Source organism: Carnobacterium divergens, assembly GCF_900258435.1.
In the GTDB taxonomy this organism is placed as follows: domain Bacteria; phylum Bacillota; class Bacilli; order Lactobacillales; family Carnobacteriaceae; genus Carnobacterium; species Carnobacterium divergens_A.
In genome coordinates this window covers 1,974,965-1,998,884 of sequence record NZ_LT992558.1, presented here as the reverse complement: position 1 = coordinate 1,998,884, position 23,920 = coordinate 1,974,965, and the positions used below count along the sequence as shown (strand labels likewise).

The 23,920-nt window shown below is 35.3% G+C and carries 28 protein-coding genes; 22 read left to right on the top strand and 6 right to left on the bottom strand.

What is annotated here, in order from left to right; genetic code table 11:
- Positions 1-133 precede the first annotated feature (133 nt).
- The 3 genes from alsS to CDIMF43_RS10045 all read left to right on the top strand — a co-directional run bounded on the left by alsS (position 134) and on the right by CDIMF43_RS10045 (position 3,580).
- Positions 134-1,798: an acetolactate synthase AlsS gene (alsS, locus tag CDIMF43_RS10055; protein ID WP_109841905.1), complete on the top strand. Its 1,665-nt coding sequence runs from the start codon at positions 134-136 to the stop codon at positions 1,796-1,798.
- A 32-nt stretch (positions 1,799-1,830) separates the two neighbouring features.
- Positions 1,831-2,547 carry an acetolactate decarboxylase gene (budA, locus tag CDIMF43_RS10050; protein ID WP_074403161.1) on the top strand — a complete coding sequence of 239 codons (717 nt, stop codon included), beginning with the start codon at positions 1,831-1,833 and terminating at the stop codon, positions 2,545-2,547.
- Positions 2,548-2,653: 106 nt separating this feature from the next.
- Positions 2,654-3,580, top strand: coding sequence for an alpha/beta hydrolase (locus CDIMF43_RS10045; protein ID WP_109841904.1), 927 nt, complete (start codon positions 2,654-2,656; stop codon positions 3,578-3,580).
- A gap of 48 nt (positions 3,581-3,628) precedes the next feature.
- On the opposite strand, the gene CDIMF43_RS10040 is transcribed toward CDIMF43_RS10045, so the two are convergent.
- The 4 genes from CDIMF43_RS10040 to CDIMF43_RS10025 all read right to left on the bottom strand — a co-directional run bounded on the left by CDIMF43_RS10040 (position 3,629) and on the right by CDIMF43_RS10025 (position 6,879).
- Positions 3,629-4,336 carry a glucosamine-6-phosphate deaminase gene (locus CDIMF43_RS10040; protein WP_109841903.1) on the bottom strand — a complete coding sequence of 236 codons (708 nt, stop codon included), beginning with the start codon at positions 4,334-4,336 and terminating at the stop codon, positions 3,629-3,631.
- 125 nt (positions 4,337-4,461) lie between these two features.
- Positions 4,462-4,713 (bottom strand): GlsB/YeaQ/YmgE family stress response membrane protein, encoded by a 252-nt coding sequence (locus tag CDIMF43_RS10035; protein ID WP_034569074.1) that lies wholly within the window; start codon positions 4,711-4,713, stop codon positions 4,462-4,464.
- A 185-nt stretch (positions 4,714-4,898) separates the two neighbouring features.
- Positions 4,899-6,134: a toxic anion resistance protein gene (locus tag CDIMF43_RS10030; RefSeq protein ID WP_074403158.1), complete on the bottom strand. Its 1,236-nt coding sequence runs from the start codon at positions 6,132-6,134 to the stop codon at positions 4,899-4,901.
- A gap of 1 nt (position 6,135) precedes the next feature.
- A complete protein-coding gene (locus CDIMF43_RS10025; RefSeq protein WP_109841902.1) occupies positions 6,136-6,879 on the bottom strand; it encodes a 5-bromo-4-chloroindolyl phosphate hydrolysis family protein in 744 nt (247 codons plus the stop codon).
- A gap of 325 nt (positions 6,880-7,204) precedes the next feature.
- Here CDIMF43_RS10025 and macP point away from each other — a divergent pair, with 325 nt between their 5' ends.
- The 8 genes from macP (at position 7,205) to CDIMF43_RS09985 (ending at position 12,331) form a co-directional block, all read left to right on the top strand.
- Complete coding sequence (macP, locus tag CDIMF43_RS10020) at positions 7,205-7,462, top strand: cell wall synthase accessory phosphoprotein MacP (RefSeq protein WP_074403157.1); 258 nt, start codon at positions 7,205-7,207, stop codon at positions 7,460-7,462.
- 23 nt (positions 7,463-7,485) lie between these two features.
- Positions 7,486-8,178 carry a 5'-methylthioadenosine/adenosylhomocysteine nucleosidase gene (locus CDIMF43_RS10015; protein WP_109841901.1) on the top strand — a complete coding sequence of 231 codons (693 nt, stop codon included), beginning with the start codon at positions 7,486-7,488 and terminating at the stop codon, positions 8,176-8,178.
- A 12-nt stretch (positions 8,179-8,190) separates the two neighbouring features.
- A complete protein-coding gene (locus CDIMF43_RS10010) occupies positions 8,191-8,736 on the top strand; it encodes a cysteine hydrolase family protein (RefSeq protein WP_074403155.1) in 546 nt (181 codons plus the stop codon).
- Between the two features lie 74 nt (positions 8,737-8,810).
- Complete coding sequence (locus CDIMF43_RS10005) at positions 8,811-9,302, top strand: GNAT family N-acetyltransferase (RefSeq protein WP_074403154.1); 492 nt, start codon at positions 8,811-8,813, stop codon at positions 9,300-9,302.
- 20 nt (positions 9,303-9,322) lie between these two features.
- Positions 9,323-9,748, top strand: a complete 426-nt coding sequence (locus tag CDIMF43_RS10000; protein ID WP_074403153.1) for a GNAT family N-acetyltransferase — start codon at positions 9,323-9,325, stop codon at positions 9,746-9,748.
- A gap of 93 nt (positions 9,749-9,841) precedes the next feature.
- Positions 9,842-10,450, top strand: a complete 609-nt coding sequence (locus CDIMF43_RS09995) for a TetR/AcrR family transcriptional regulator (protein WP_227001172.1) — start codon at positions 9,842-9,844, stop codon at positions 10,448-10,450.
- Positions 10,451-10,579: 129 nt separating this feature from the next.
- Entirely contained in the window at positions 10,580-11,656 is a 1,077-nt protein-coding gene (locus CDIMF43_RS09990) for an ABC transporter permease (RefSeq protein WP_109841900.1), read from the top strand.
- A gap of 3 nt (positions 11,657-11,659) precedes the next feature.
- Positions 11,660-12,331 (top strand): ABC transporter ATP-binding protein, encoded by a 672-nt coding sequence (locus tag CDIMF43_RS09985; RefSeq protein WP_074403151.1) that lies wholly within the window; start codon positions 11,660-11,662, stop codon positions 12,329-12,331.
- Positions 12,332-12,387: 56 nt separating this feature from the next.
- Here the strand turns inward: CDIMF43_RS09985 and CDIMF43_RS09980 are convergent, their stop codons facing one another.
- Positions 12,388-12,858 (bottom strand): GNAT family N-acetyltransferase, encoded by a 471-nt coding sequence (locus tag CDIMF43_RS09980; RefSeq protein ID WP_074403150.1) that lies wholly within the window; start codon positions 12,856-12,858, stop codon positions 12,388-12,390.
- A 212-nt stretch (positions 12,859-13,070) separates the two neighbouring features.
- Between CDIMF43_RS09980 and CDIMF43_RS09975 the strand changes: the two genes are divergently transcribed.
- The 5 genes from CDIMF43_RS09975 (at position 13,071) to CDIMF43_RS09955 (ending at position 18,190) form a co-directional block, all read left to right on the top strand.
- The gene (locus CDIMF43_RS09975) at positions 13,071-13,586 is read left to right on the top strand and encodes a GNAT family N-acetyltransferase (RefSeq protein ID WP_109841899.1); all 516 of its coding nucleotides are present in this window, start codon (positions 13,071-13,073) and stop codon (positions 13,584-13,586) included.
- A gap of 86 nt (positions 13,587-13,672) precedes the next feature.
- A complete protein-coding gene (locus CDIMF43_RS09970) occupies positions 13,673-14,287 on the top strand; it encodes an MptD family putative ECF transporter S component (protein WP_034569089.1) in 615 nt (204 codons plus the stop codon).
- A gap of 25 nt (positions 14,288-14,312) precedes the next feature.
- Positions 14,313-15,002: an energy-coupling factor transporter transmembrane component T gene (locus tag CDIMF43_RS09965; RefSeq protein ID WP_074403148.1), complete on the top strand. Its 690-nt coding sequence runs from the start codon at positions 14,313-14,315 to the stop codon at positions 15,000-15,002.
- On the top strand, positions 14,992-16,500 hold the full coding sequence (locus CDIMF43_RS09960; protein WP_233218312.1) for an ABC transporter ATP-binding protein: 1,509 nt from the start codon (positions 14,992-14,994) through the stop codon (positions 16,498-16,500). Before CDIMF43_RS09965 ends, CDIMF43_RS09960 begins: the two co-directional genes overlap by 11 nt.
- Before the next feature lie 40 nt (positions 16,501-16,540).
- Entirely contained in the window at positions 16,541-18,190 is a 1,650-nt protein-coding gene (locus tag CDIMF43_RS09955; RefSeq protein ID WP_109841898.1) for a peptide ABC transporter substrate-binding protein, read from the top strand.
- Between the two features lie 51 nt (positions 18,191-18,241).
- Here CDIMF43_RS09955 and CDIMF43_RS09950 read toward each other — a convergent pair whose 3' ends face one another.
- A complete protein-coding gene (locus tag CDIMF43_RS09950; RefSeq protein WP_109841897.1) occupies positions 18,242-18,682 on the bottom strand; it encodes a YueI family protein in 441 nt (146 codons plus the stop codon).
- A 228-nt stretch (positions 18,683-18,910) separates the two neighbouring features.
- On the opposite strand from CDIMF43_RS09950, the gene CDIMF43_RS09945 reads away from it, so the two are divergent.
- The 6 genes from CDIMF43_RS09945 (at position 18,911) to CDIMF43_RS09920 (ending at position 23,655) form a co-directional block, all read left to right on the top strand.
- The gene (locus tag CDIMF43_RS09945; protein ID WP_074403144.1) at positions 18,911-19,876 is read left to right on the top strand and encodes an ABC transporter permease; all 966 of its coding nucleotides are present in this window, start codon (positions 18,911-18,913) and stop codon (positions 19,874-19,876) included.
- Positions 19,857-20,819, top strand: a complete 963-nt coding sequence (locus tag CDIMF43_RS09940; RefSeq protein WP_109841896.1) for an iron chelate uptake ABC transporter family permease subunit — start codon at positions 19,857-19,859, stop codon at positions 20,817-20,819. The genes CDIMF43_RS09945 and CDIMF43_RS09940 overlap by 20 nt, the downstream gene beginning before the upstream one ends.
- Entirely contained in the window at positions 20,820-21,578 is a 759-nt protein-coding gene (locus CDIMF43_RS09935; RefSeq protein WP_109841895.1) for an iron ABC transporter ATP-binding protein, read from the top strand.
- Between the two features lie 28 nt (positions 21,579-21,606).
- A complete protein-coding gene (locus CDIMF43_RS09930; protein ID WP_109842371.1) occupies positions 21,607-22,560 on the top strand; it encodes a siderophore ABC transporter substrate-binding protein in 954 nt (317 codons plus the stop codon).
- A gap of 119 nt (positions 22,561-22,679) precedes the next feature.
- The gene (locus CDIMF43_RS09925) at positions 22,680-23,315 is read left to right on the top strand and encodes a YktB family protein (RefSeq protein WP_074403141.1); all 636 of its coding nucleotides are present in this window, start codon (positions 22,680-22,682) and stop codon (positions 23,313-23,315) included.
- Between the two features lie 139 nt (positions 23,316-23,454).
- The gene (locus CDIMF43_RS09920) at positions 23,455-23,655 is read left to right on the top strand and encodes a hypothetical protein (RefSeq protein ID WP_074403140.1); all 201 of its coding nucleotides are present in this window, start codon (positions 23,455-23,457) and stop codon (positions 23,653-23,655) included.
- Positions 23,656-23,920 lie beyond the last annotated feature (265 nt).

Here is a 23,920-nt window from a genome sequence, read left to right as displayed (position 1 = left end):
CTTTTATATTTTTGTTTTGTTATTTTATAAGTGAAAGAAAGACTGTTTCAATTAGTTGTAAAATTTATTTCTTATGCTATCATTATATAATGTGAATAGATAAAGTTAAATGAGATAGGTGGAGGAATTAAATATGTCAGAAAAAATAAAATATGGTGGAGACGCTGTTGTCGATAGTTTAATTAATCACGAAGTCGAGTATGTTTTTGGAATTCCAGGAGCAAAAATTGACCGTGTTTTTGACAGTTTATTAGATAGAGGACCTGAATTAATTGTCGCTCGTCATGAACAAAATGCTGCATTTATGGCTGCTGGAATTGGACGATTAACAGGCAAACCTGGCGTTGTAATTGCAACCAGTGGACCAGGAGCAAGTAATTTGGCAACTGGATTAGTCACTGCAACTGCTGAAGGAGATCCAGTTCTTGCAATTGGAGGACAAGTGAAACGAGCTGATTTGCTAAAACTGACACATCAAAGTATGGATAATGCTGCGTTGTTTGAGCCAATTACAAAATACAGTGCTGAAATCCAAGAACCAGAAAATATTTCTGAGGTGATGTCAAATGCGTATCGTGCAGCTAGAAGTTCAAAACAAGGCGCAAGTTTTGTAAGTATCCCTCAAGACGTCATTGACTCACCAATAAAAAACGCTACTATTATGCCCTTACAAGCGCCTAAATTAGGACCTGCAAGTCCAGTAGAAATCACGTTGCTTTCTCAACGAATTAAAGAAGCTAAACTACCAGTTTTATTACTAGGTATGCGCGCGTCAAGTTCGGAAGTTACTCAAGCCATCCGGAACATTATTGCAGTATCTGAAATTCCAGTAGTAGAAACTTTTCAAGGAGCAGGAATTATTTCTCACGATCTTGAAAAGAACTTTTTTGGACGAGTGGGATTGTTTAGAAATCAACCAGGAGATATGTTATTAAAACGCAGTGATTTAGTGATTACGATAGGCTATGATCCAATAGAATATGAAGCACGAAATTGGAATGCTGAGTCGGACGCTAAAATTATTGTCATTGATGACACACCTGCTGAAATTGATCAGTATTTCCAACCTGAAAAAGAATTGATTGGAGATATTGCGCAAACATTAGACTTTTTATTGCCTTATTTAAAAGGGTATCAATTAGCAAGTGATTCAAAAAAATATTTAGCAACGTTACAAGAAAAATTAGCCGAACGTGATGTTCCACCAGAAAATAACGATTCAGGCTACACGCATCCTTTAGCTGTTATTTCAGAACTTCAAAAGCTTGTTACAGATGAAATGACAGTCACCGTAGATATCGGCAGTCACTACATCTGGATGGCACGTCATTTTAGAAGCTATCAACCGCGTCACTTATTATTTAGCAATGGCATGCAAACTTTAGGGGTTGCATTGCCATGGGCTATTTCAGCGGCATTGGTTCGACCAAACACACAGATTGTGTCAGTATCTGGTGATGGAGGATTTCTTTTTTCAGCCCAAGAGCTTGAAACAGCCGTTCGCCGAAACTTAAATATTGTGCATTTAATTTGGAATGATGGACGTTACAATATGGTAGAATTTCAAGAAGAAATGAAATATGGTCGTGCTTCTGGTGTTGATTTTGGACCCGTTGATTTTGTGAAATATGCAGAAGCCTTTGGGGCAGTAGGTATGCGCGTTGACGAACCCGCTCAACTTCAAAGTGTTTTAAAAGCAGCTTTCGATACAAAAGGCCCAGTTATTGTAGACATTCCGATTGATTACCAAGACAATAAAGAACTTGGAAAAACGATTTTACCAGATCAATTCTATTAAAAGTGCTAAAGTTTGAAAGGAAGTAAGACGTTGTGAATTCAAAAAAAATATTATTTCAACATGGAACATTAGGAACATTAATGGCAGGATTATATGATGGCACCTTTTCAATTAAGGAATTATTAAGTCATGGAAATATGGGGATTGGGACGTTAGACGTTTTAGATGGTGAATTAATTGTCTTGGATGGAGAAGCATTTCAAGCTCAATCAGATGGAACCATTGTGAAACTTTCAGGTGAAGAACTAGTCCCATATGCTGCTGTAACCTACTTTGAAGGAGAAAAATATGAACTGCTTGAAAATGAAATGACAAGCGAAGAAGTGAAAACGTTCCTAAGAGAAAAAATGAGCAGTTTAAATACGTTTTCTGCGATTAAAATCAAAGGACATTTTAAAAAAATGCACGTGCGTATTATTCCAAAACAAGAAAAACCGTATCAGCGTTTTATTAATGCTTCTCGTATGCAACCAGAGTATACTAAAACAGATGTCGAAGGAACCATTGTTGGTTTCTTTGCCCCTGATTTATTTCAAGGAGCTACAGTAGCAGGTTTTCATTTACACTTTATTGACAAAGACAGACAATTTGGTGGACATATTTTAGATTTTAACCTTGAAAAAGGAGTTTTAGAGATTCAAACGCTTGAAACACTAGAACAACACTTTCAAATTCATGATGAAACCTTTTTAAAAACAGCATTTGATGAAACCAACTTGCATGAAGAAATTCAAGAATCAGAAGGATAGAAAAAAGGCTCAACGATAAAAGTTGGGCTTTTTTTCTTTAGTAAAAATGACTTGCTTCTCTTGGAAAAATTTAATAAAATGAATAAGATAAGAAAAGAGGTAGAGAATGAAAAAGATGATCATCATACTTGGAAGTCTAGTTGTAATTATTGGGATTGCGCTTTTTGGAGCAGGAATGTATTTTTATAATGTTGCGATTGCAATCAATGACAAAGATTTTTTAGCAGCAGAATCGGATAAAAAGAACGATCCTTGGAAAATACAAAAAGAGTGGTACCAAACAGCACCAAGAGAAGAACGCTCAATCCTATCAGACGATGGATTGAAGCTAAAGGCGATTTATATCCCCGCAGCAACGCCTTCTAAAAAAACAGTTATTTTAGCCCATGGGTATAGTGGGAATTATGAACAAATGAGTCCTTATGCAAAACTTTTTCATGATTGGGGCTATAATATTTTAGCGCCAGATGCTAGAGGACACGGAAAAAGTGAAGGGTCTTATATCGGTTTTGGTTGGCATGAACGAAAAGATTATTTAAAATGGATTGATTTAATGATTGATCAAACAGGAAAAGATACGGAGTTGGCTCTTTTTGGAGTGAGTATGGGTGGCGCGACGGTAATGATGACAAGTGGGGAAGAATTGCCCTCTAATGTAAAAGTCATTGTGGAGGATTGTGGCTACAGCTCAGTGACAGATGAATTAGCGTACCAATTGAAAGATATGTATCGTTTACCAAGCTTCCCGTTGATCCCTGTAACAAGCGTTGTAACCAAATTTAAAGCGGGCTATTCTTTTGGAGAAGCAAGTGCAGTAGATCAACTGAAAAAGAATAAAACGCCAATGCTTTTTATTCACGGAGATAAAGATTTGTTTGTTCCTACGGAGATGGTTTACAAAAATTATGAAGCCACCACAGCACCAAAAGAGCTTTACATTGTTAAAGGTGCAGGACACGCAGAAGCTTATGTGAAAGATAAAAAAGGCTATGAAAAAGAAGTTCATGATTTTATTTCAACATACATCAAATAAGCATCAAAAAAACAAGCTCATTCGAATAGAAGAGCTTGTTTTTTTGATTTAGCGTAAAAGACTAGCGGCATCCTGATCTAAAATAACGGTGAGATTTGGGTGCAATTTTAAAATTGATGATGGAATGGCAGGGTCTACAGGACCTTCTAACGCTTTTTTGATTATCGCGGCCTTGTGTTTGCCATTTGCAATTAAAATAAGATGCTTCACGCGCATAATACTTGCTGGACCCATCGTGACAAATGAGGTAGGAGCTTTTTCGCCTAAGTCATTGACCAAACTGGTGTACCATGGATATTCTGGTGATACGGTTACTTGGTAGGTGAAGTTTTCAAATTTTGTAGAACCAGGCATATTGCCACAAAAATGACCGTCAGTGCCAATGCCAATCAACATGGCATCTAATCCACCAACCGCTTCTATCTCCTCGTCATAGCTTTGATAGTTGTCAGGAGAGACAAAGTGGGTATTTGATTCTGGAATTCCAGCAGGTGTAAAAAATTGCTCTCTTAATAATCCTTCCGTCATACCAACCGGTTCATTTTTTAATGGAACTTCATCAAAACTATAATAATGTACATTAGAGAGGTAGTTTTTATTTTTAACGAGGGGAGCTAAGATTTCATAAATTTTTTTAGGACTATTTCCAGCTGTGATTGAAAGATTGACACGACGGTCATTTACCATTTTTCCGAATAATAAGTGAGTAGCTGTTTCACTCATTTGTTCATACGAATCTTCAATAATGAATTGCATAAGTATTCCTCCAATGATGATTTTTGTGATCGCTTTCATAATCAGTATAAAGGATGTAATGCATTACATAGCAAGTGTTTTTGTTAAATAAAAAAAATAAACCCTACAAGAGGGTTTATTTGTATTTATTTATTACGATTGCCAACAATTAAAGAGTAGATGAAAATCAAAATAACTGCACCAATCAAAGCTGGTAAAATTGCAAAACCGCCAATCGAAGGTCCCCAACTACCAAATAATGATGAGCCTACCCAAGATCCTAAAAATCCTACGATAATGTTCCCAATCACGCCACCTGGTACGTCTTTACCAAGAATCATCCCACCGATAGCTCCTAAAATACCACCTACGATAATTGACCAAATAAATCCTAACATTGTACATTCCTCCAATCACTTAATTCTATTAATCATTTAAGATTACATTAATAGTATAGACATAATTTGTTCACAAATCAAAGGATATGCTTGTAGGACTGAAAAGTGATGATATGACAAGTATAATTAAATAACAAAAAAACAAGCAGAGAAAGCAAAAAACGTGTTCTCTACTTGTTTAAACGTTATTTCAAATATTGATTAGCTTGATTATCATCTGAAGTTAAAGCGAGTAATTTATCCCGTAGATCAGTTTCCATGACAGCTAATTCTTTTTCAGCTTCTTTACGCTTCACACGACCTTCTTGTTGAATTTTTAATGTTTCTTGTAGGGTTTCAACTAAGTCATCTTGTGTTTGTTGTAAGGTTTCGATATCAATTACGCCACGTTCATTTTCTTTAGCAGTTTCAATGGCAGAAATTTTCAACATAGCAGAATTTTTCTTCAATAGGTCATTCGTTGTTTCAGAAACTTGTCGTTGAGCAGTGACCGCATCTTTTTGACGAAGAAGGGTTAGTGCAATTGCAATCTGATTTTTCCAAAGGGGAATCGCTGTGTTAATGGAAGATTGAATTTTTTCAGCCAAAGCTTGGTTTGTATTTTGAATCAAACGAATTTGCGGAGCTTGTTGAATGGTCATTTGGCGAGCCAGTCGTAAGTCATGAGTGCGTTTTTCAAGGCGATCTAAAAATTGGTTTAAGTCATTGACAACTTGAACATCCATTTGATCATTCGACTGCTCGGCTTGCTTTATGGCTTCTGGAATTAACGTCAGTTGCAACTCTTCCATTTTAACTTCCCCTGCCGCGATATAGATATTTAGCGCATCAAAGTAATCTTTGTTTTTTTGGTAGAGCTGCTCTAACATCATGTTGTCATTTAATAAGCCATTTTTTTCTCGATCTAGTTTAATGGCAATCTTATCAATTTGCGCACCGATTTTTTGATATTTAGAAGTCATCTCATAAATGGATTTACGAACTTTACCAAATATTTTTTTGAAAACATTGTTATCTTCTGCTCGTAACTCATCTGGATTGGCTTCATTTAAGCGGTACATTAAGTCATTTAAAGACTCTCCAATCTCACCAGTGTCCTGATTTTGGACATGATTTAACATTGTATGAGAAAATTCACCTAATTTTTGTTGCGCAGCCGCACCATAGCTCATAATAGCTTGGGCATTGGCAACATCAATTTGTTCAGCTAATGCTTTTGCTTGGACTTGACGTTCTTTTGGCAAACGATCAATCATTCGTGGAGCAGGTGCATCCGCACCAACTGCTTGTAAAGGATCAACTTGAACGCTTGGCGCAGCCGTTGCATCTGAAAAGGGATTTGCTAATAACTCATCTAATTCATTGTTTACTTCTTTGATTGTGGGTTCTTGCGGTTGAATAGTATCATTTAATTCAGTCATATTATAGTCGCTCCTTTAAGGATTCATTTGAATCTTCGTTTTCTGTTACATTTGTTGCTTCATTATCTCTTGCAAGGGTTTGTTTTGCAAGTTCCAACTCGATGTCCATGTCTTCTAAATCATTAGACATAAAGTGTTCGTAGTCTGTTGCAATCAACTGACACATTTGGTCAATTGTGGTCGCACTTTTATCAAGGACATCAAATGTTGCTTTATTTTTAACTTTATGTTGGTTGATTTCAATATATTTGCTTGTTAACTCAACTAGGGAAGGTAAGTGAACATATAAAAATTGATCCACTTCATGTAAACGTCTTGGTTCTTCCGCAATTTCTTTAAAAAGTGATTTTGTTAATTGAATCGTATCATTGCGAGTTTCAATTGCTTTTAATTTTGAAACTTGAATGAAATTTTTTTCCAATAGAACAATTTGATTTTTAGCTGTATTCATTGTTTCTCTAAAGAAAATTATTTCTTCTTTAGAGAGCCCTTGTTGCAAATAAAAGTCTTCTTTTTCAGAAGTTAAGCGTTGTAATTTTTCATCTGTTGCCTTTTGCAAGCTCGTTCCGTTTTTATTTTTACGTTTGAAAAACAAAAATACACCTCCGATTAAGACTGTCCATAGAATGGAAAGAAATAGGCCTACTTTAAAGAAAAAAAGTAGCAGGATAAAAATTAGTAGGCAAGAAATACTGCCAATTGTGTAAGATAAAATATCTGAAATATTTTTGAGTAATTTTTTCATATGTCTCAACTCCATTAGTTGTATTTATTAAAATTTCCGTTTTTTTCATCAGATGATGTAGTTCTATTTTAGCACAAATCTAGCTACTTATCCTATGCGACTAAAGAAGTATTTCCATCTAAGTCTTTTAGAATAAAGAGAAGCAAAATAATAAGAAAAGGATGAATACTAATTGAAAATTATCCTTTAGCACGGTATGATAGGTCATAATAAGAGGATAGCGGGTTTTAAAAGTTAAAGAAAAAACAAGTAAATAAGTTTATAATTAGTTAGGCTAATTGATAGGCATTATTAAATGCAAGAATGAAAGTGAGTGAATCGCTATATGTCTAAACCAGAAATGACTCGAACGGAATTAAAAAAATTAAAAGAACAAGAAGAAAAAGATCGGAAAAAACGTGACAAAGAACGCCTCAAGGTTGAAAAAGAGTATCAAAAGCAATTAGAAAAAGAAGGTCAAGTAACAAAAAGCCGAGTAATCGAAAATGAAAAAAGTCGTGAAACAGGGCGTTTTTTAACGAAAGCTATTTTAATTGTGGCAGTTTTATTAGCGATTGTTTTAGCAATTGTATTTCTAGTTTAAAAAAGACAAAAGGAGTTTTATAGATGAAAATTGGAATTATTGGTGCAATGGAAGAAGAAGTTATCCTATTAAAGAGCAAAATGACTGATACAAAGGAATGGACTGAAGCAAAAGCTGACTTTATTGAAGGGACTCTTGATGGTATTGAAGTTGTTTTAGTACGTTCTGGAATTGGAAAAGTAAATGCAGCCATTACGACTACGTTACTGTTAGCAAAACAGGATATTGATTTGGTCATCAATACTGGATCTGCTGGCGGCATTGGACAAGGGTTGAAAATTGGCGACGTCGTCGTTTCTTCAGAAATGGCCTATCATGATGTGGATGCGACCGTTTTTGGGTATGTAATTGGTCAGGTTCCACAAATGCCTGCTCGTTATGTTGCAGACACAGGAATCGTTGAGAAAGTAATGGAAGCAGCTAAAAAAGCTAGCTTAACGCCAGTTAAAGGGCTAATTGTAACGAGTGATTCCTTTATTGCTGGAAAAGAAGCAACTACAAAAATTATGAAGAACTTTCCAGATGTGTTAGCCGCTGAAATGGAAGGCGCAGCAATTGCACAAGTCTGTCATCAATTTGACGTTCCATTTGTGATTGTGCGTGCCATGTCAGATACGGCCGATGAAGAAGCTGGTGTCACGTTTGATGAGTTTATTATTGAAGCAGGGAAAAAATCTGCTTTGATGGTGATGGAACTTATTCATGATTTAGTATAAGGAGGAATTAAGATGAGAGCTCTTTTATCCATTGATTACACGAATGATTTTGTTGCCACAGACGGTACCCTTACTACAGGAGAAGCAGGACAGGAAATTGAAAATCATATAGTTGATGTTACGCGAGATTTTATTTCAGCTGATGAATATGTTGTCTTTTTAATTGACGGACACGATGAAAAAGATACGTATCATCCTGAAAATAAACTGTTTCCACCCCATAATTTAATGGGCTCTAACGGCCGAAAACTTTATGGGAAATTAGCAGATGTCTATGAAGGAAATCAAGATAAATCAACGGTTCATTGGATAGATAAGCGGCACTATTCAGCCTTTAGTGGTACAGATCTAGATATCCGTTTAAGAGAGCGTAACATTAAGGAGCTTCATTTAACGGGTGTTTGTACAGATATTTGTGTGCTCCATACAGCTGTAGATGCTTATAATTTAGGCTATCAAATTGTCGTTCATGAAAAAGCGGTTGCTAGTTTTGATTCTGAGGGGCATCGTTGGGCATTGAGACATTTTAAAAACACATTAGGTGCAATTATTCTTTAAGCAAGGTAAACTGGAAGTAAGAAAATGTTTAACGATTTAATCTCTATTGACTATTAACGATAGGAGGAAACGTTATGATTATTATTCGACCAGCAACGTTAAAAGATGTAGATGGAATCATTCAAGTGTGTATAGAGGGAAATCGTGTCACGTATCAAGATTTATTGCCTGCTTCAGATATGGAAGAAAAAATTGTAACGTACTACAATAATACCCGCATTCAAGATGAGATTCGTAACCTTGATGATTCTTGGAATGGTTGGATTGTGGCAGATGAGGATGGCGAAATTATTGGTGCCGGTGCTGGGGGCTATAATGAAGAGGGAAAAGCTGAAGTGTTAGCTTTGTATTTGAAGCCAACTCGAAAGAGAAATGGCATTGGAACTAAAATATTAGCTGAAATTACTAAAGTTCACCAAGCGCAAGGAGCTAAAGAACAGTGGGTTTCTTTTATTCATAAAAATGAACTGGCTACATTATTTTATGAAGCCCAAGATTTTACTTTCATTAAAGAAACCACTGACCAAGAAGGCCATCGTTATGCACATTATAAACGAAAAATCTAAGAATTTTAAAGGAGTACAACGTGGAAATAAAAGAGAGCAACTATGCGTCAACAGATCAATTAGTTTCGGATTTACTAGAAAAGCATATTGTAGCAGTTGGAAAACCGATTCCGGCTTACGAAAAAAAAGAAATTGCCTTTACAGCTTATGATGATAATGGAGCGGTATTAGGCGCCGTTGTAGGAGAAATTGTTTGGAATCATCTTCATGTCAGTTTGCTTGGAATCGATCAAACCATGCAAAAACAAGGTGTCGGTCAAAAATTATTGCATCACATTGAAGAGTACGCCCAGCAATTCGGTGCGAGGGTAGTTATTTTAGAAACCATGAGCTGGCAAGCGCCTAAATTTTATCAAAAAAATGGGTATCAGATTTTCGGTACAGTAGAAAATCACCCAATAGAAGGGGAATGTAAATATTATTTAAGCAAAGTATTGCCTTCATAGAAAAAACTAAAGTAGTTTTCTACTTTAGTTTTTTTATTAGATGAATTGAAAGATCCTTTCTTCTTTAAAATTATGCTACAATGAAGGGGATGAATGGAAGGTGTAGAGATGGAAAAGTTAACTAGAAAAGAAGAGATGCAGAAAACTAGAAAAACGATTCTAGCTCATGCACAACAATTATTTATGCTAAAAGGGTATCGGTCAACGTCAACAAGAGAAATTGCGGAATTCAGTCAAATCACTCAACCAGCACTGTACCACCATTTTAAAGATAAAGAAACGTTATATATTGAAGTGATTCGAGAAGTCACTCAAAAAGTAACAGTTGAATTAAACGCGATAATAGCTGGAGATATAGAACCTGAGTTGACATTAAAAAAAATGATTTTAACGTTGATTGATCAACATCCAACTAATATTATGTTGATGATTCACGATATTTTAAATGAAATGAAACCAGAAAATCAATTGATTCTTTTTCAACTAAGTCAAGAAGCTTATACGAAACCTTTGAGTCACTATTTTGTTGAAATGGCACAAAGGGGCTTACTAAAAAGTACGATTAATCCTAATACAGCAGCTAGTTTTGTCATGATGAGTATTAGCCCGTTATTTGGTCAGCAACCATTTAAACATAAAAAGCCGATTGAAGAACAAGTTGATGAGTTGATACAGTTGATGTTGTATGGTGTTTTTAACTAAAATAAGGATGGGCCGCATTTAGACTAAAAAACTAAATGTGGTTTTTTTAAGCAAAAAAATTCACTTATCAATCGATTAATGGTATGATTCTATTTATCGAATGATAAACGAAACAAGGGAGTGAACCATATGTTTTTAGCATGGCGTGAAATCAAGTATTCAAAAACAAGATTTGTCTTAATTATTGGAGTGATGGTATTGGTCTCCTATTTGGTTTTCTTTTTAACAGGACTTGCCTATGGATTGGCTCAAGACAACCGATTAGCAATTGATAAGTGGGATGCTTCAGGAATTATTTTAAATAGTGAAGCAAATGACAATTTATCAGCGTCAACAATCGAAATCAAAGAGATCACAAAATTGGAAACCAAATCAACTGCTAGGTTAGGTCAATCCGCAACGGTTATCAAAAAAGCTGGAAGTTCTGAAAAAATCAATAGCACTATTTTTGGAATTGATGCAACTGAATTTTTAAAGCCCTCTATTGTGAGTGGGAGAATGTTTGAAAAAAATAATGAAGCAGTAGTCGATAATAGTTTAATTGAAAAGGGGATTAAATTAGGGGATGAACTAGAACTTTCAATTAGCAACACAAAAGTAAAAGTAGTTGGGTTTACAGATAACAGTAAGTTTAATACCGCACCTGTAATTTATTTGAATTTATCAGATTGGCAGTTAGCTAAATTCCAACAATCAGATTTAACCGACACGGGGAAAATTAGTGGGCTTGTGATGAAGAATATACCCTCATCAAAATGGACATTAGATTCAGATAAGCTATCGTATTTACCTATTAAAAAATTTATTCAAGCAATTCCTGGGTATGCAGCACAAACCTTGACGTTTGGTATTATGATTGGGTTTTTATTTGTCATAGCAGCCTTTGTGATCGGCATTTTCATTTATGTTTTAACCTTGCAAAAACGAAGCATGTTTGGAGTGATGAAAGCAGAAGGCATTCCAACTAGCTATATTTCGAAATCAATTATTGCTCAAACCTTTATTTTAGCCAGTGTTGGTGTTGCAATCGGCTTAGTTCTAACCTTGATTACAGCAGCAGTCTTGCCTCCAGCAGTCCCTTATTTGACAAATGTCCTCTTCTTAAGCGGCTTTGCATTGGTTTTAATAGCTGTTGCGATTTTAGGTGCAGTGTTCTCAGTAGGCACAATTACAAAAATTGATCCATTAACAGCGATAGGAGGATAAAAAATGACGTTATTAAAATTAAAACAAGCTACTAAAACTTTTGGGAAGGGTCATACAAAAGTAGAAGCACTAAAAGCGACGGATTTTTCTGTTGAAGCAGGAGAATTCGTTGCCATTATTGGCCCAAGTGGTTCAGGGAAAAGTACCTTATTAACAATTGCAGGAGGGCTTCAATCCCCAACAACAGGAGAAGTTTTAATTAACGGAAATCCATTTAATGGCATTAAAGAAAAACAGCGTTCTAAAATTCGTTTCAATGAAATTGGGTTTATTTTACAAGCGTCTAACTTAATTCCTTTTCTAACAGTTTCAGATCAATTAAACTTAGTTGATAAAGTAGCAAAAGAAGCCATTAAAGTTCAAGAACAAGATCGATTACTCAAGGACTTAGGTGTCTTGGAATTAAAAAATAAATACCCAAGTGATTTATCAGGAGGCGAGCGACAAAGAGTCGCTATTGCCAAGGCCTTGTATCATAATCCAAGTGTGATTTTAGCCGATGAACCAACCGCTAGTCTAGACTCTAAAAGAGCTTTTGAAGTAGTTGAAATTTTAGCAAAAGAAACAAAAGACAAACAAAAAGCGACGATTATGGTAACTCACGACACTAGATTGACGGAAAGTTGTGATCATGTCTATGAAATGCAAGATGGGGTCTTGAGTCAAGTACGATAGAAAGGGCCTTAAAGGTCAAAAAAAGCTTAAAGCAGAATATGCTTTAAGCCTTTTTTTTAAAGTAGTTTTTGAGCAGACTCTTTGTAAACTTCATAACCATGCTTTTTATAAGTATGTTTGGCAATGCCATTATTAGGCCAATAGTGAAGTTCAACCGCTTTGATTTGTTGTTTTTTTGCATAGTCATCTGCAAAATTCAATAATTCTTTGCCTAGTCCTTGACCTTGATAGCCTGGCATCACTAATACATGATGTAAATAAAGGCGTTGGTAACCAAAGGTATAAATGGTCTCTTCAACGGCTTGTTCTTCCAACCAAAGGTAAGCTGCAATAGCCTCTTGATTGGTGTCGTCTTGCCATAAAAAGACACGTTCCTTGGGATTTTCAAAGTGCTTGATAAAAGCGTTCGTAATAGCTTCTTGATGATAAGGTTTAAAAAAAGTTGGATACAGTTCAATATGTTTTTCTTGCATGACCTTTCCTAGTTTTCCCATTAATTCAGCATCTCTTGTTTCGATAATTCTCATTTTATTCGCCTCATTTTTTAATTGTATTTTTTTTAGTGTATCATAGAATAGAGATCCTTTCAAAAGAGCTAAACAAGTTACTAATTGAACAAATAAAATCTGATTTTTAACTATTTTTACTTTTTGTAATGATTTTAATTCTCATTTATGAGATAATGTCGATAGTTAACAGTTTATTTTAATTTTATTAAGAAAAATAGGAGTTTATTCGAATGAAAACAATTGTGACCCCACGTTTAGAATTAATTCCTTATCGTCAAGAATTAATTGAAGCAACTCTTTTAGGGGATGAAAAATTAACTCAAGTATCAGGCTTTCAAGTTGCAAAAGGTTGGCCGGGTGTCGAATTCTTTTTTTATTTGCCTTTTGTCTTAGAAGAAGTACGTCAAGATGCTTCTTTAGAACACTGGACATATTTAGTAGTAGTGAAAGAAAAACAGATGATTATCGGTGAAGTTAGTGCACAAGGCAACCCGTTGGTTTCTGGTATCGCAGAAATTGGATACGGGATTGTTGACGAATTTAAAGGAAATGGTTATGCGACTGAGGCAACAATAGCTTTTATTGATTTTTTAGAAGCAGCCTATTCTTTTCAGCTTGTGGCAAAAGCCTATCAACATCATCAAGTTTCACATCACATTCTACAAAAACTAGGATTTCATAAGACAGGAGAAGAATTGCTTGGTGGAGATGAACTTATTTTTCAGTTTGAAAAACCTCGTTTGTGAAAAATTAAATTAGAATGGCGTTGGCTCTTTTTTGAAAATAATGAACGTTCATACATTAACTGTAGGGAACAGAAAGGACTTTATAGATGAAACAATCTTCAAAATTAACCATTCGTGATTTAGTGACAATTGGGATTTTTACCGTGTTAATCATCATGTTTGGTTTAATCGTCTCAATGGTAAGCCGTATTGCAACAGGAGGTTTATCGATTTTAATTTCAGGAGGACTTAGCGCGTTCTTTTCAGCTCCGATTTACTTGCTATTATCTTTTCGTGTTGGAAAACGTGGAGTAGCATTTCTAAATGCACTTTTACGTTCCTTAATGTATGTTATTATGGGTGTTCCTCACGTATTATTAATTTTTATTCCAGCTGCGATTTTAGCAGAATTAATTATGACGCCTCCAGCAACAGCATATAAAAGTTTAGGGAAAACGTCGCTTTCATGGGCCGTCTTTTCAACGTTTAATGCCTTACATGGACCGTTATTATTTGTAATGTTAGGTGCAAAATACATGATGGAAAAAGCACCACACAGCCCAAGTACAGAACGCTTGGCATTAATGTTAAATTATTATTATAACCCATGGATGATTGCCTTGATTGGTGGATTAGCCTTCGTTGGTGGTCTAGTTGGCTGTTTAATGGGCTGGAAATTATTGCATAAACATTTTGTTCGCGCAGGTTTAGTTAAACTATAAAATTAAGGTCGAGGGAGAGGACTAAATGATGCAACCATTGAAACTAGACGCAAGAACAAAAGCATTGGTTGTTCTTGTGGCTGGTTTTTTTGTTTTTTGGGTATCGGACATGGGGTTATATTTATTGATGACTTTTTTATCGGGATACTTACTTTCGTTAGGGAAATTTAAAGCAGCACCAAAATTTATTCTTGCTTTTCTTGTAACTGATTTTTTGCAGCGTTTTACATTTGGGTACGAAGAATCCGTGATAATGGCAACCATTGCATTTTTTGCTTATTTTCAAGTTCGTTTAATTCCGTTATTTATGGCGGGGATGGTATTGTCTCAAACCCCACCTGGCGAATTGATTGCGGCCTTACAAAAATGTAAAGTTCCGCGGGTTGTGGTTATTCCACTAGCGGTAGGCTTACGATTTATTCCAACAATCAGACAAGAATTTTTAATGATTATGGATGTGATGAGGCTACGTGGGATTGCGCCGACTGTTTGGAACTTATGGCGTCATCCAATTTTGACGTTTGAATATTTATTAGTGCCATTAGTTATTCGAAGTTTAACGATTGCAGATGATATCTCTATGGCAGCTGTCACAAGAGGGATTGAAAATCCAGGACTGCGCACATCCTTACGAGAAATCAAATTTAAAAAGGCGGATTATTTTGTAATTACGCTATTATTCATATGGGTAGGTGTGGTTTTCTATGTATCCTAATCAGACAAAAAACAAAGAACCAATTATTGAATTAAACAATGTTTCTTTTTCATATGACTCTGATCATTATTTATTGAAAAATATTTCTTGTTCAATCCTAGAAGGAGAGTTTATTTTACTGACCGGTCCAAGTGGAGGCGGAAAAACGACGTTAACTCGTGTTATAAATGGCATCATTCCTTATTTTTTTGGTGGCGAACGAAGTGGAACGGTTCAGGTTCGAGGAACAGAAATTAGTGAGCAGTCGTCTTGGGAGTTAGCCGAAATTTTGGGAAGTGTTTTTCAAGATCCAAGAAGTCAGTTTTTTGCTCCAATCGTCAAAGATGAGATTGCCTTTTTTTGTGAAAACTATAGCTTTCCTAGTGAAGAAATAAAAAAAAGAGTTACATTTGCTAGTGAAGAATTAGGGATCCAACATCTGTTGAAAAAAGAAGTGCTTCACTTATCAAGCGGTGAAAAACAAAAAGTTGCAGTGGCGTCGATTCGTGTTGCGAATCAAAAAATTTATGTTTTAGATGAACCTTCTGCAAATTTAGATAGTCAGGCGACGCTAGAACTTCAATCCATTTTAATGGATTGGAAAAAAGCGGGACATACAATTATCATTGCGGAACATCGGTTGTACTATTTATCGAATTTGATTGACCGTGCTTTTTATTTAAGAAACGGTTTATTGGAGCATATCTTTACAAAGGACGAATGGCAAAATTTAACACAAGCGCAATTGAAAAAGTATGGATTGAGAAGTCCTGTTTTACATTGGGATGACAGTGGTTGTTCGCCGGTTAGGCTTCAATCGTCTGCTAGTGTGAACCAGATTGAGGTTGAACAGTTAAGTATTGGATTTCCAAAAAGTAAAAAAAACATTGGTACAAAACTTGATTTTCAATTAAAATCAGGAGAAGTAGTGGCGTTAATTGGCGGAAATGGTGTTGGAAAAACAACATTAGCAAAAACGTTAAGTGGATTAATGAAAGAAAAAGCGGGTACGATTAGGTTAAATCAACAAAAAATAGCAACGAAGAAACGCAGTCAGTTAGCTTGGTATGTGATGCAAGAAGCCGACTATCAATTGTTTTCTGCGAGTGTTTTAGAAGAATTGATGATTGGCAAGAAGCGAACACCAGAATTAAAGAATAAAGCAGAAGAGGTTTTAAAAGCGTTAGATTTATGGAGTGTGCACACACGGCATCCAGCGTCGCTTTCCGGGGGGCAAAAGCAACGTTTGACAATAGGTGTGGCATTGATGCAAGAAGTACCTTTAGTGATTTTAGATGAGCCAACAGCTGGTTTAGATGGTGGAAATTTACACCGTATTGTCAAAGTTATTGAAAAACAAGCTGCACTTGGGACTATTTTTTTAATGATTAGTCATGATTTTGAATTAATCAATCAAGTGGCTCAACGCGTGTTGGTTTTAAAAGATGGACATATGGAAAAAGATTACATTTTAACAAGCGAGCGTAGCCAATGGGTTTTACAAGATATGCTAGGCTAAAAAGAATTTAATTCTAATCTAAAAATAGGGTGATATAAAAATGAAAAAGAAATTTTGGATTATAGGGGTTTTAATAGCGCTTTTGTTAGTGATTGTAGGTTGTGCTAGCGAACAAAAAAAATCTCAAGAAACATCAATAAAGCAACCTGAAAAAAAGGATATACAAGAATTAACTGTAACAACGAGTAATGAGTTAGCAACTTTAGATAGCGCACTGTATAGTGACGTGATTAGTTCCGATGCGATTGGTCAAATTTTTGAAGGTCTGTATCGAATTGATCAAGACAATAACGCCGAATTAGGAATGGCAGAAAGCGAGCCTAGTGTCAACGATGCCAAGACGGTTTATACATTTAAATTGAAAGAAGCAAAATGGTCAAATGGCGAAGACGTTAAAGCAAGTGATTTTGTATACGCGTTTCAAAAAGTAGTAGACCCAGCAACGGCTTCTCCAAGTGCCAACCAAATGGATATTTTCAAAAATGGAGCCCAAATTCGAGTGGGAGAAAAAGAGCTTTCTGACTTAGGTGTGAAAGCCTTAGACACTAAAACTATAGAGCTGACTTTAGAAACGCCAATTCCATATTTAGCAAAAATGTTAACTGGAACTCCTTTTTTCCCACAAAATGAAATTCTTGCTAAAAAACTAGGAGAAAAATACGGTACAAATAGTAGCAATATAGTTGGCAATGGTCCATTTGAATTAACTGACTGGTCAGGAACAAATTTAAATTGGACGTATCAAAAAAATCAAACGTATTGGGATCAAAAAAACGTTCAGCTGAAAAAAATAAATGTAGAAGTAGCAAAAGAAACGTCAACGGGAGCGAATTTATTTGATGGAGATCAGGTAGACTATACAGGTTTAACAGATGAATTTATTCAAAAATATCAAGGCGCTAATTCTTATCACGAGCAGCCAAAAGCATTAATCGGTTATCTAGGCTTCAATACAACTAGGAAAGTAACTGGCAATGTACACGTTCGGCGTGCACTTGCGTTAGCCTTTGATAAAAAAGCTTATACAGAATCGATTTTGATTGATGGTTCAAAGCCAATGAATGGGTTTATTCCTTCAGATTTTGCAACAAATCCTGCAAACAATGAAGATTTCAGAAAAGAAAATGGCTCATTAATGAGTTATGATGTAAAGAAAGCGCAAAATGAGTGGAAACTAGCTCAAGCAGAATTAGGAGATACCGATTTAACTTTGGAAATTTTATCTTCCGACACTGGCTCTGCAAAAAAGACCGTAGAATTTTTACAAGCTCAGTACGAAACCAATTTACCAGGACTTAAAATTAAGTTAAAAAATGTTCCTTTGAAAAATCGCTTAGATTTAAATCGTTCTGGTGATTTTGATGTGTTCTTTGGAACGTGGACACCAGACTATCAAGACCCCATAAATTTTTTAGAAATCTATCAGTCAAATGGGGGGATTAATTTTTCTAACTACCATAATAATGTCTACGACGAAGGACTTAATGAAATAAAAGGGGAGCTTGCTACTAAACCTCAAGAGCGTTGGACAAAAATGATGCAGTTAGAAAAACAATTGATTGAACAAGACGCTCCAATCGCCGTGATTTATCAAGGCGCTCAAGCCTACTTATTGTCTTCTAAAGTGAAGCAATTACAAGTATTGCCTTTTGGACGTACGGTTTCTTATCGTTTAACTTTTGTTCAATAAAAATCAAAAAAACTAGACCCTTCAAGAGTCTAGTTTTTTTGATGATCGTAATTAAGAAAAAAGTCGTTTTAATAGCGATTTTTTTTCTGGTTCTTCAACAGGAGTTTCAGTGACCGGATACTTTTCGGCAATATCAATCACGGCACTATCGACAGCTTCTTTTGCCACTAACAATAAAGCGAAAGGGCTTTTACTTGCAAACTGATTGGTTACAATAGTGAACTGGGTAGTGTGTTGATTACACAGTTTTATATAAGGACTAAACTCGCTTGAATCAATGGATCCATTTAAGAGGAGTTGGGCATCTGGGTGTTGTTCCATTTCTGTTCGAAGAGCTGTTAAATAATTTTTAGACACAAGTTCTTCTGGCGTCATTGATACATAAACCCGCTCTCTTAAATTACCTAAAAACTTATTCCGTTCTTCAGGCTTGGTTTGAGGTGCTCCGTACAAGCCACTTGTTAAATAGTCTTGTACATCTTTTTCGCTCATAATCAAGTCCTCCTTATAATGATTAGTGTAAGTATAGTATACCATAGACTGTTTCTTACGTGAAATTTCGTTTTGTTAAAAAATACACAAAATTACTAAAAAAGATTGATTTTTCAGTGAAAGTCCGATAAACTCAATTGTGGGAATGAAAATCATTCTCAATTAGTGAAAACGCATCTCCACTAAGTTTGTTTACTTAGAGAGGGACGATAGAAAGAGGTATTCTCAATGAGAAATGGGCTATGGATGGTTAGTGTCATTGGATTGGCAATTGCCTCGCTTTTTATTGGAGTAGAGTCCATTCAATTGACTGATTTGCTTCAATTAAATGAGCAGCAACAGTTGGTATTGTTAAGTACACGCTTTCCTCGCATGATTAGCTTGATTTTAGCGGGAGCAACAATGAGTATTTCAGGTTTAATTATGCAACATTTAACACAAAATAAATTTGTTTCACCTACGACTTCTGGAACGATGGATAGTGCTAGAATTGGCATTTTAGTGGCAATGCTTGTCTTTAATGATGCCTCTATTTTGCAAAAGACTGGTATCGCTTTCCTGTTTGCAGTAGCAGGTACGTTTATCTTTATTGGAATTGTAAACCGAGTTAGAGTTAAAAGTACGATGATGATTCCGTTAATCGGCATGATGTTTGGTAGTATTATGGGATCGATTGCAACTTTTTTAGCCTATCAATATGATTTAGTCCAAAATGTTTCTTCTTGGTTACAGGGAAATTTTTCGCTAGTAAGTCGTGGAAACTATGAATTGATTTACTTGGCGGTTCCGTTAATGATTGTAGCGTATCTTTATGCAGATTATTTTACGATTGCCGGTTTAGGAAAAGACATGGCAACGAGCATTGGCGTTTCTTATCAAGTGGTACAATTTGGCGGCGTTTTAATTGTTTCACTGGCTACAGCTGTTGTCATTTTGACCGTTGGAAGTGTTCCCTTTTTGGGAATCATCATTCCTAATTTAGTGGCACTGATGCGAGGGGATCATTTGAAAAACACGTTGTTGGAAACGGCATTATTTGGTTCAGCGTTTTTGTTGGTTTGCGATATGATTAGCCGCGTTGTGATTGCACCTTACGAGGTTTCCGTCAGTTTAGTGGTGGGAATTATTGGAAGTGCGCTCTTCATGTATCTATTGATGAGGGGAGAGAGCAGTCATGAAGCAAAAAAAAATTAATTTAATGGTGCTGATAGGATTAGTGGTTGTTTTAATAGGTTTAATTATTTGTTATTTAACAGTCGATAGCGGTGGGAATTGGGATTATATTTTGCCTTTAAGAAGTAAAAAGCTGTTAGCCTTTTGTATTGTGGGAATTACAACTACAGTTGCAACGATTAGTTTTCAAACAATTACTGGCAATCAAATTTTAACACCGAGCATTTTAGGATTAGACTCGCTTTATATTTTATTTCAAACGATGGTTTTGTTCGTATACGGAAACAGTCATTTACTATTAGCAGATCGAAAAGTCAATTTTTTAGTAAGTGTGGGTTTGATGGTGATGGCAAGTGGCTTTTTATATACCTTTATTTTTAAAAACCATCATACCAATTTGTACTTATTATTGATGTTAGGAATGATTGCAGGAACTTTTTTTAAAAGTATTAGTACGTTTATGCAAGTTTTGATGGACCCTAATGAATTTGATAAAATTCAAGGGAAGTTATTTGCTAGTTTTAATAATATTGATGTGTCGATTCTGGCCCTCACGGTTTTAGTTGGGAGCATTGCTTTGTTCTTTTTAATCCGGAAAAGTGCTGTTTTAGACGTGTTGCATTTAGGAAGGGAACAAGCGATTAATCTAGGAGTGGTTGTTGAAAAAGAATTGTTGCACATTTTAGTGTTGATTTCAATTTTAACGGCTGTTTCCACTGCGTTAGTTGGCCCAATTACCTTTTTAGGATTTATTGTTGCCAATTTAACGTATCGGATGTTTAAAACATATCAGCATTTTTGGTTGTTTATCGGGGGCGGCTTGCTAGGAATTGTTGTTTTACTAATCGGACAACTTTTAGTGGAACGAGTTTTCCATTTAACGACTACGGTTAGTGTTGTTATTGAATTTATCGGTGGTTGTTATTTCATTTTCCTACTATTGAAAGAAAGGAAGCAAGGATAAATGGAACTAAAAAAAGTATCAAAGTCATATGGAACTAAAAAAGTCATCAGTGAGATTAGTCTACCTATTAAAGAGGGAGCCATCACTGCTTTTATTGGACCTAATGGAGCGGGAAAGAGTACGCTTTTAGCAATGATGAGTCGATTGACGCCTAAAGACACGGGATTTATTTATATTGATGGTGGAGATGTAAAAACGTGGAAGCAAGATGCTTTGGCTAAAAAATTATCTATTTTAAAGCAGTCGAATTCATTTAATTTGAAGTTAACTGTAAGAGAGTTGGTTTCTTTTGGTCGCTTTCCATACTCTAAAGGGCGCTTAAAAAAAGAAGATGAAGAAAAAATTCAAGAAGCGTTAGTTTATTTAGGATTGGTTGAGATGGCGGAGGATGATGTGGGAACGTTATCTGGTGGTCAATTGCAGCGAGCCTATATTGCAATGGTATTGGCACAAGATACAGATTATATTCTATTAGATGAACCTTTAAATAATTTAGATATGAATTACGGCGTGCAAATGATGAAGATCTTGCGACGACTCGTGGATGAATTGGGAAAGACGATTATTTTAGTGATTCATGACATTAATTTTGCTGCAAGTTATGCCGATGAAATTGTCGCCATGAAAAATGGCGAATTATTTGCAAGTGGCACAACAGATGAAATGATGACTAAAAAAGTATTAGATCCATTATACGAGATGGACATACGGATTGTTGAAATTGAAGGCAAACGTTTTTGTTTATATTTTAATGAATAATGGAATCAAAGAAAAGGACGTGGAGAAAATGAAAAAAATAACAATGAGTTTGATACTACTAGCTTCAATTTTTGTAATAGCAGCATGTGGAAATAAGGCTGATACAAAAGGAGAATCGTCAAAGGATAGTGAGAAAGCAACAACCATTACAGTGAAGGATCAAAATGGTGAAGTAAAAGTTCCATTAAAACCAAAACGAGTAGTGGTTTTCGATATGGGAATGTTAGATACAATCCAAGCGCTAGGAGAAAGTGATCAAGTAGTTGGTGTGGCTAAAGACAATTTGCCAGCGTATTTAAAAGAATTTAAAGCTGATAAATTTGAGTCTGCTGGTGGACTCAAAGAACCTGATTTTGAAAAAATCAATGCTTTAAAACCCGACTTAATTATTATTTCTGGTCGTCAAGAAGATTCGATGGATGAATTGAAAAAAATTGCGCCTACTCTTTATTTAGCAACCGATTCTAAAGATAGTTGGAACTCGATTAAAACGAATGTTACAACCGTTGGAACTATTTTTGATAAAGCTGATGAAGCGAAAAAGCAATTAGACGAATTATCAAATGAGATTTCAAAAGTTTCAACGAAAGCAAAAAGTGCGGATTTAAAAACATTAACGGTATTAGTGAATGAAGGCAGTTTATCGGCATATGGCGAAGGATCAAGATTTGCTATATTAAATGATGTGTTTGGTTTTGGTTTAGCTGACCCTGCAATCGAAGCTTCCACTCATGGTCAATCGGTCACGTATGAATATGTGTTAGATAAAAATCCAGATGTGTTATTTGTTATTGATCGCACCAAAGCCATCGGTGGGGATACTAGCAAAGACAACGTTTCAGAAAATGAATTGGTTCAACAAACAAAAGCGTTTAAAAATAAAAAAATCATCACGTTAAAACCAGATGTATGGTATTTATCAGGTGGTGGATTAGAATCGACTAAATTAATGTTAGATGAAGCGAAAAAAGTGATAGAATAACCTTATAAACTAGCAGAATGCTGTTAAAACATTCTGTTAGTTTTTTTGATACTATCCAAGTTGGTCAATAATTATGTTAAACTAATAAAAGAGATTAATAGTTAGGAGTAGAAGTAGTGATGAGTAATGTAACCTTTACAAAGGAAGATTTTTCAATATTTGAAATTCCAACATTAGAAGATCGAATGCAAGCTATTAGAGAACAGATTCAACCAAAATTTCGTGAATTTGGGGAACTATTTAAAGAGGGATTGCTAAATGAAATGGATGAAGACGAGCTTTTTGTACATGTTGCTCAACATTTAAGACGAACTAAAAATCCACCTAATGATACTTGGATGGCAGTTAGTTGTAATAAGAGAGGTTATAAGATGGCGCCTCATTTTCAACTAGGACTATACGGAGACCATGTTTTTATTTGGCTAGCGTTTATTGATAATCCAAAGTTTGAAAAAGAAATGGCTCAAGGGTTGCTTGATAAAATCGAACTCTTTGAAACACTTCCAGAAGACTTTGTGGTATCTCTAGATCACCACACAACAAAAGTAACACCGATCAAGGAATTGGATATTGAAAAAGGGTTAACTCGTTTTAGAGATGTAAAGAAAGGCGAATTTTTAGTTGGCCGACAATTGATGGCGGATGATTCGATTTTAAAAAATCCAGCAGCAACTCAAATGTATATGTTAAATACGTTTAAAAAGTTGCTTCCATTATACAAGCAGTCTTTTCAATCAATTCCAACAGAATATTAAAAGGTTGGGAAGGAATAATTATATAATTATTTCTTTCTTTTCTTTTTTTGTTACGAGAAAACATAACGAAAAAGAGTTATTGTTATACACTTACGACTTTTTTTGCTATAATTAAAATCGTTGAAAGGGTGTGACGTGTGTGACAGAATTAGATTATCGTAAAAATAGTAATAAAGTTTTTGCGATAAATTATATAGAAAATAATGATATCAATAATATTGTAGTGGGAGACGAGTGTTTGGTTGCTAAGGTAGACAATCAAACCAAGGTTTATACAATCCCTAAAAATCAACAATCCATTATTCGCATCATTGACCATCTACATAAACTAGATGTTTGATGACGGGGCTTCTTTTGGTTGTAAAGCTTAGAACATTTTTTCCGTGCTTGATACGAAAGAATGTTTTTTTATTTTGCCTGAATTAGAGAGTATAGAGTAAAATAAAAAACCGCCATTGCTCTTTAAAAGAACAATGGCGGTTTTTAGAAATCTTAATTAGATTAAAGATTAACGGTTGTAGAATTTTATTCAACGTCAAAAGTCTGTTATATCAATGATTATAGGTGTTTTATATTTTTATCCCCACAGAGTTCCTCACAATGCG

What these genes read in the sequence shown, in the direction of transcription:
- alsS (WP_109841905.1), top strand. Translation starts at nt 134, where the DNA reads ATGTCAGAAAAAATAAAATATGGTGGAGACGCTGTTGTCGATAGTTTA.
- CDIMF43_RS10045 (WP_109841904.1), top strand. Translation starts at nt 2,654, where the DNA reads ATGAAAAAGATGATCATCATACTTGGAAGTCTAGTTGTAATTATTGGG.
- CDIMF43_RS10040 (WP_109841903.1), bottom strand. Translation starts at nt 4,336, where the DNA reads ATGCAATTCATTATTGAAGATTCGTATGAACAAATGAGTGAAACAGCT.
- CDIMF43_RS10035 (WP_034569074.1), bottom strand. Translation starts at nt 4,713, where the DNA reads ATGTTAGGATTTATTTGGTCAATTATCGTAGGTGGTATTTTAGGAGCT.
- CDIMF43_RS10030 (WP_074403158.1), bottom strand. Translation starts at nt 6,134, where the DNA reads ATGACTGAATTAAATGATACTATTCAACCGCAAGAACCCACAATCAAA.
- CDIMF43_RS10025 (WP_109841902.1), bottom strand. Translation starts at nt 6,879, where the DNA reads ATGAAAAAATTACTCAAAAATATTTCAGATATTTTATCTTACACAATT.
- macP (WP_074403157.1), top strand. Translation starts at nt 7,205, where the DNA reads ATGTCTAAACCAGAAATGACTCGAACGGAATTAAAAAAATTAAAAGAA.
- CDIMF43_RS10015 (WP_109841901.1), top strand. Translation starts at nt 7,486, where the DNA reads ATGAAAATTGGAATTATTGGTGCAATGGAAGAAGAAGTTATCCTATTA.
- CDIMF43_RS10010 (WP_074403155.1), top strand. Translation starts at nt 8,191, where the DNA reads ATGAGAGCTCTTTTATCCATTGATTACACGAATGATTTTGTTGCCACA.
- CDIMF43_RS10005 (WP_074403154.1), top strand. Translation starts at nt 8,811, where the DNA reads ATGATTATTATTCGACCAGCAACGTTAAAAGATGTAGATGGAATCATT.
- CDIMF43_RS09995 (WP_227001172.1), top strand. Translation starts at nt 9,842, where the DNA reads ATGGAAGGTGTAGAGATGGAAAAGTTAACTAGAAAAGAAGAGATGCAG.
- CDIMF43_RS09990 (WP_109841900.1), top strand. Translation starts at nt 10,580, where the DNA reads ATGTTTTTAGCATGGCGTGAAATCAAGTATTCAAAAACAAGATTTGTC.
- CDIMF43_RS09985 (WP_074403151.1), top strand. Translation starts at nt 11,660, where the DNA reads ATGACGTTATTAAAATTAAAACAAGCTACTAAAACTTTTGGGAAGGGT.
- CDIMF43_RS09980 (WP_074403150.1), bottom strand. Translation starts at nt 12,858, where the DNA reads ATGAGAATTATCGAAACAAGAGATGCTGAATTAATGGGAAAACTAGGA.
- CDIMF43_RS09975 (WP_109841899.1), top strand. Translation starts at nt 13,071, where the DNA reads ATGAAAACAATTGTGACCCCACGTTTAGAATTAATTCCTTATCGTCAA.
- CDIMF43_RS09970 (WP_034569089.1), top strand. Translation starts at nt 13,673, where the DNA reads ATGAAACAATCTTCAAAATTAACCATTCGTGATTTAGTGACAATTGGG.
- CDIMF43_RS09965 (WP_074403148.1), top strand. Translation starts at nt 14,313, where the DNA reads ATGATGCAACCATTGAAACTAGACGCAAGAACAAAAGCATTGGTTGTT.
- CDIMF43_RS09960 (WP_233218312.1), top strand. Translation starts at nt 14,992, where the DNA reads ATGTATCCTAATCAGACAAAAAACAAAGAACCAATTATTGAATTAAAC.
- CDIMF43_RS09955 (WP_109841898.1), top strand. Translation starts at nt 16,541, where the DNA reads ATGAAAAAGAAATTTTGGATTATAGGGGTTTTAATAGCGCTTTTGTTA.
- CDIMF43_RS09950 (WP_109841897.1), bottom strand. Translation starts at nt 18,682, where the DNA reads ATGAGCGAAAAAGATGTACAAGACTATTTAACAAGTGGCTTGTACGGA.
- CDIMF43_RS09945 (WP_074403144.1), top strand. Translation starts at nt 18,911, where the DNA reads ATGAGAAATGGGCTATGGATGGTTAGTGTCATTGGATTGGCAATTGCC.
- CDIMF43_RS09940 (WP_109841896.1), top strand. Translation starts at nt 19,857, where the DNA reads ATGAAGCAAAAAAAAATTAATTTAATGGTGCTGATAGGATTAGTGGTT.
- CDIMF43_RS09935 (WP_109841895.1), top strand. Translation starts at nt 20,820, where the DNA reads ATGGAACTAAAAAAAGTATCAAAGTCATATGGAACTAAAAAAGTCATC.
- CDIMF43_RS09930 (WP_109842371.1), top strand. Translation starts at nt 21,607, where the DNA reads ATGAAAAAAATAACAATGAGTTTGATACTACTAGCTTCAATTTTTGTA.
- CDIMF43_RS09925 (WP_074403141.1), top strand. Translation starts at nt 22,680, where the DNA reads ATGAGTAATGTAACCTTTACAAAGGAAGATTTTTCAATATTTGAAATT.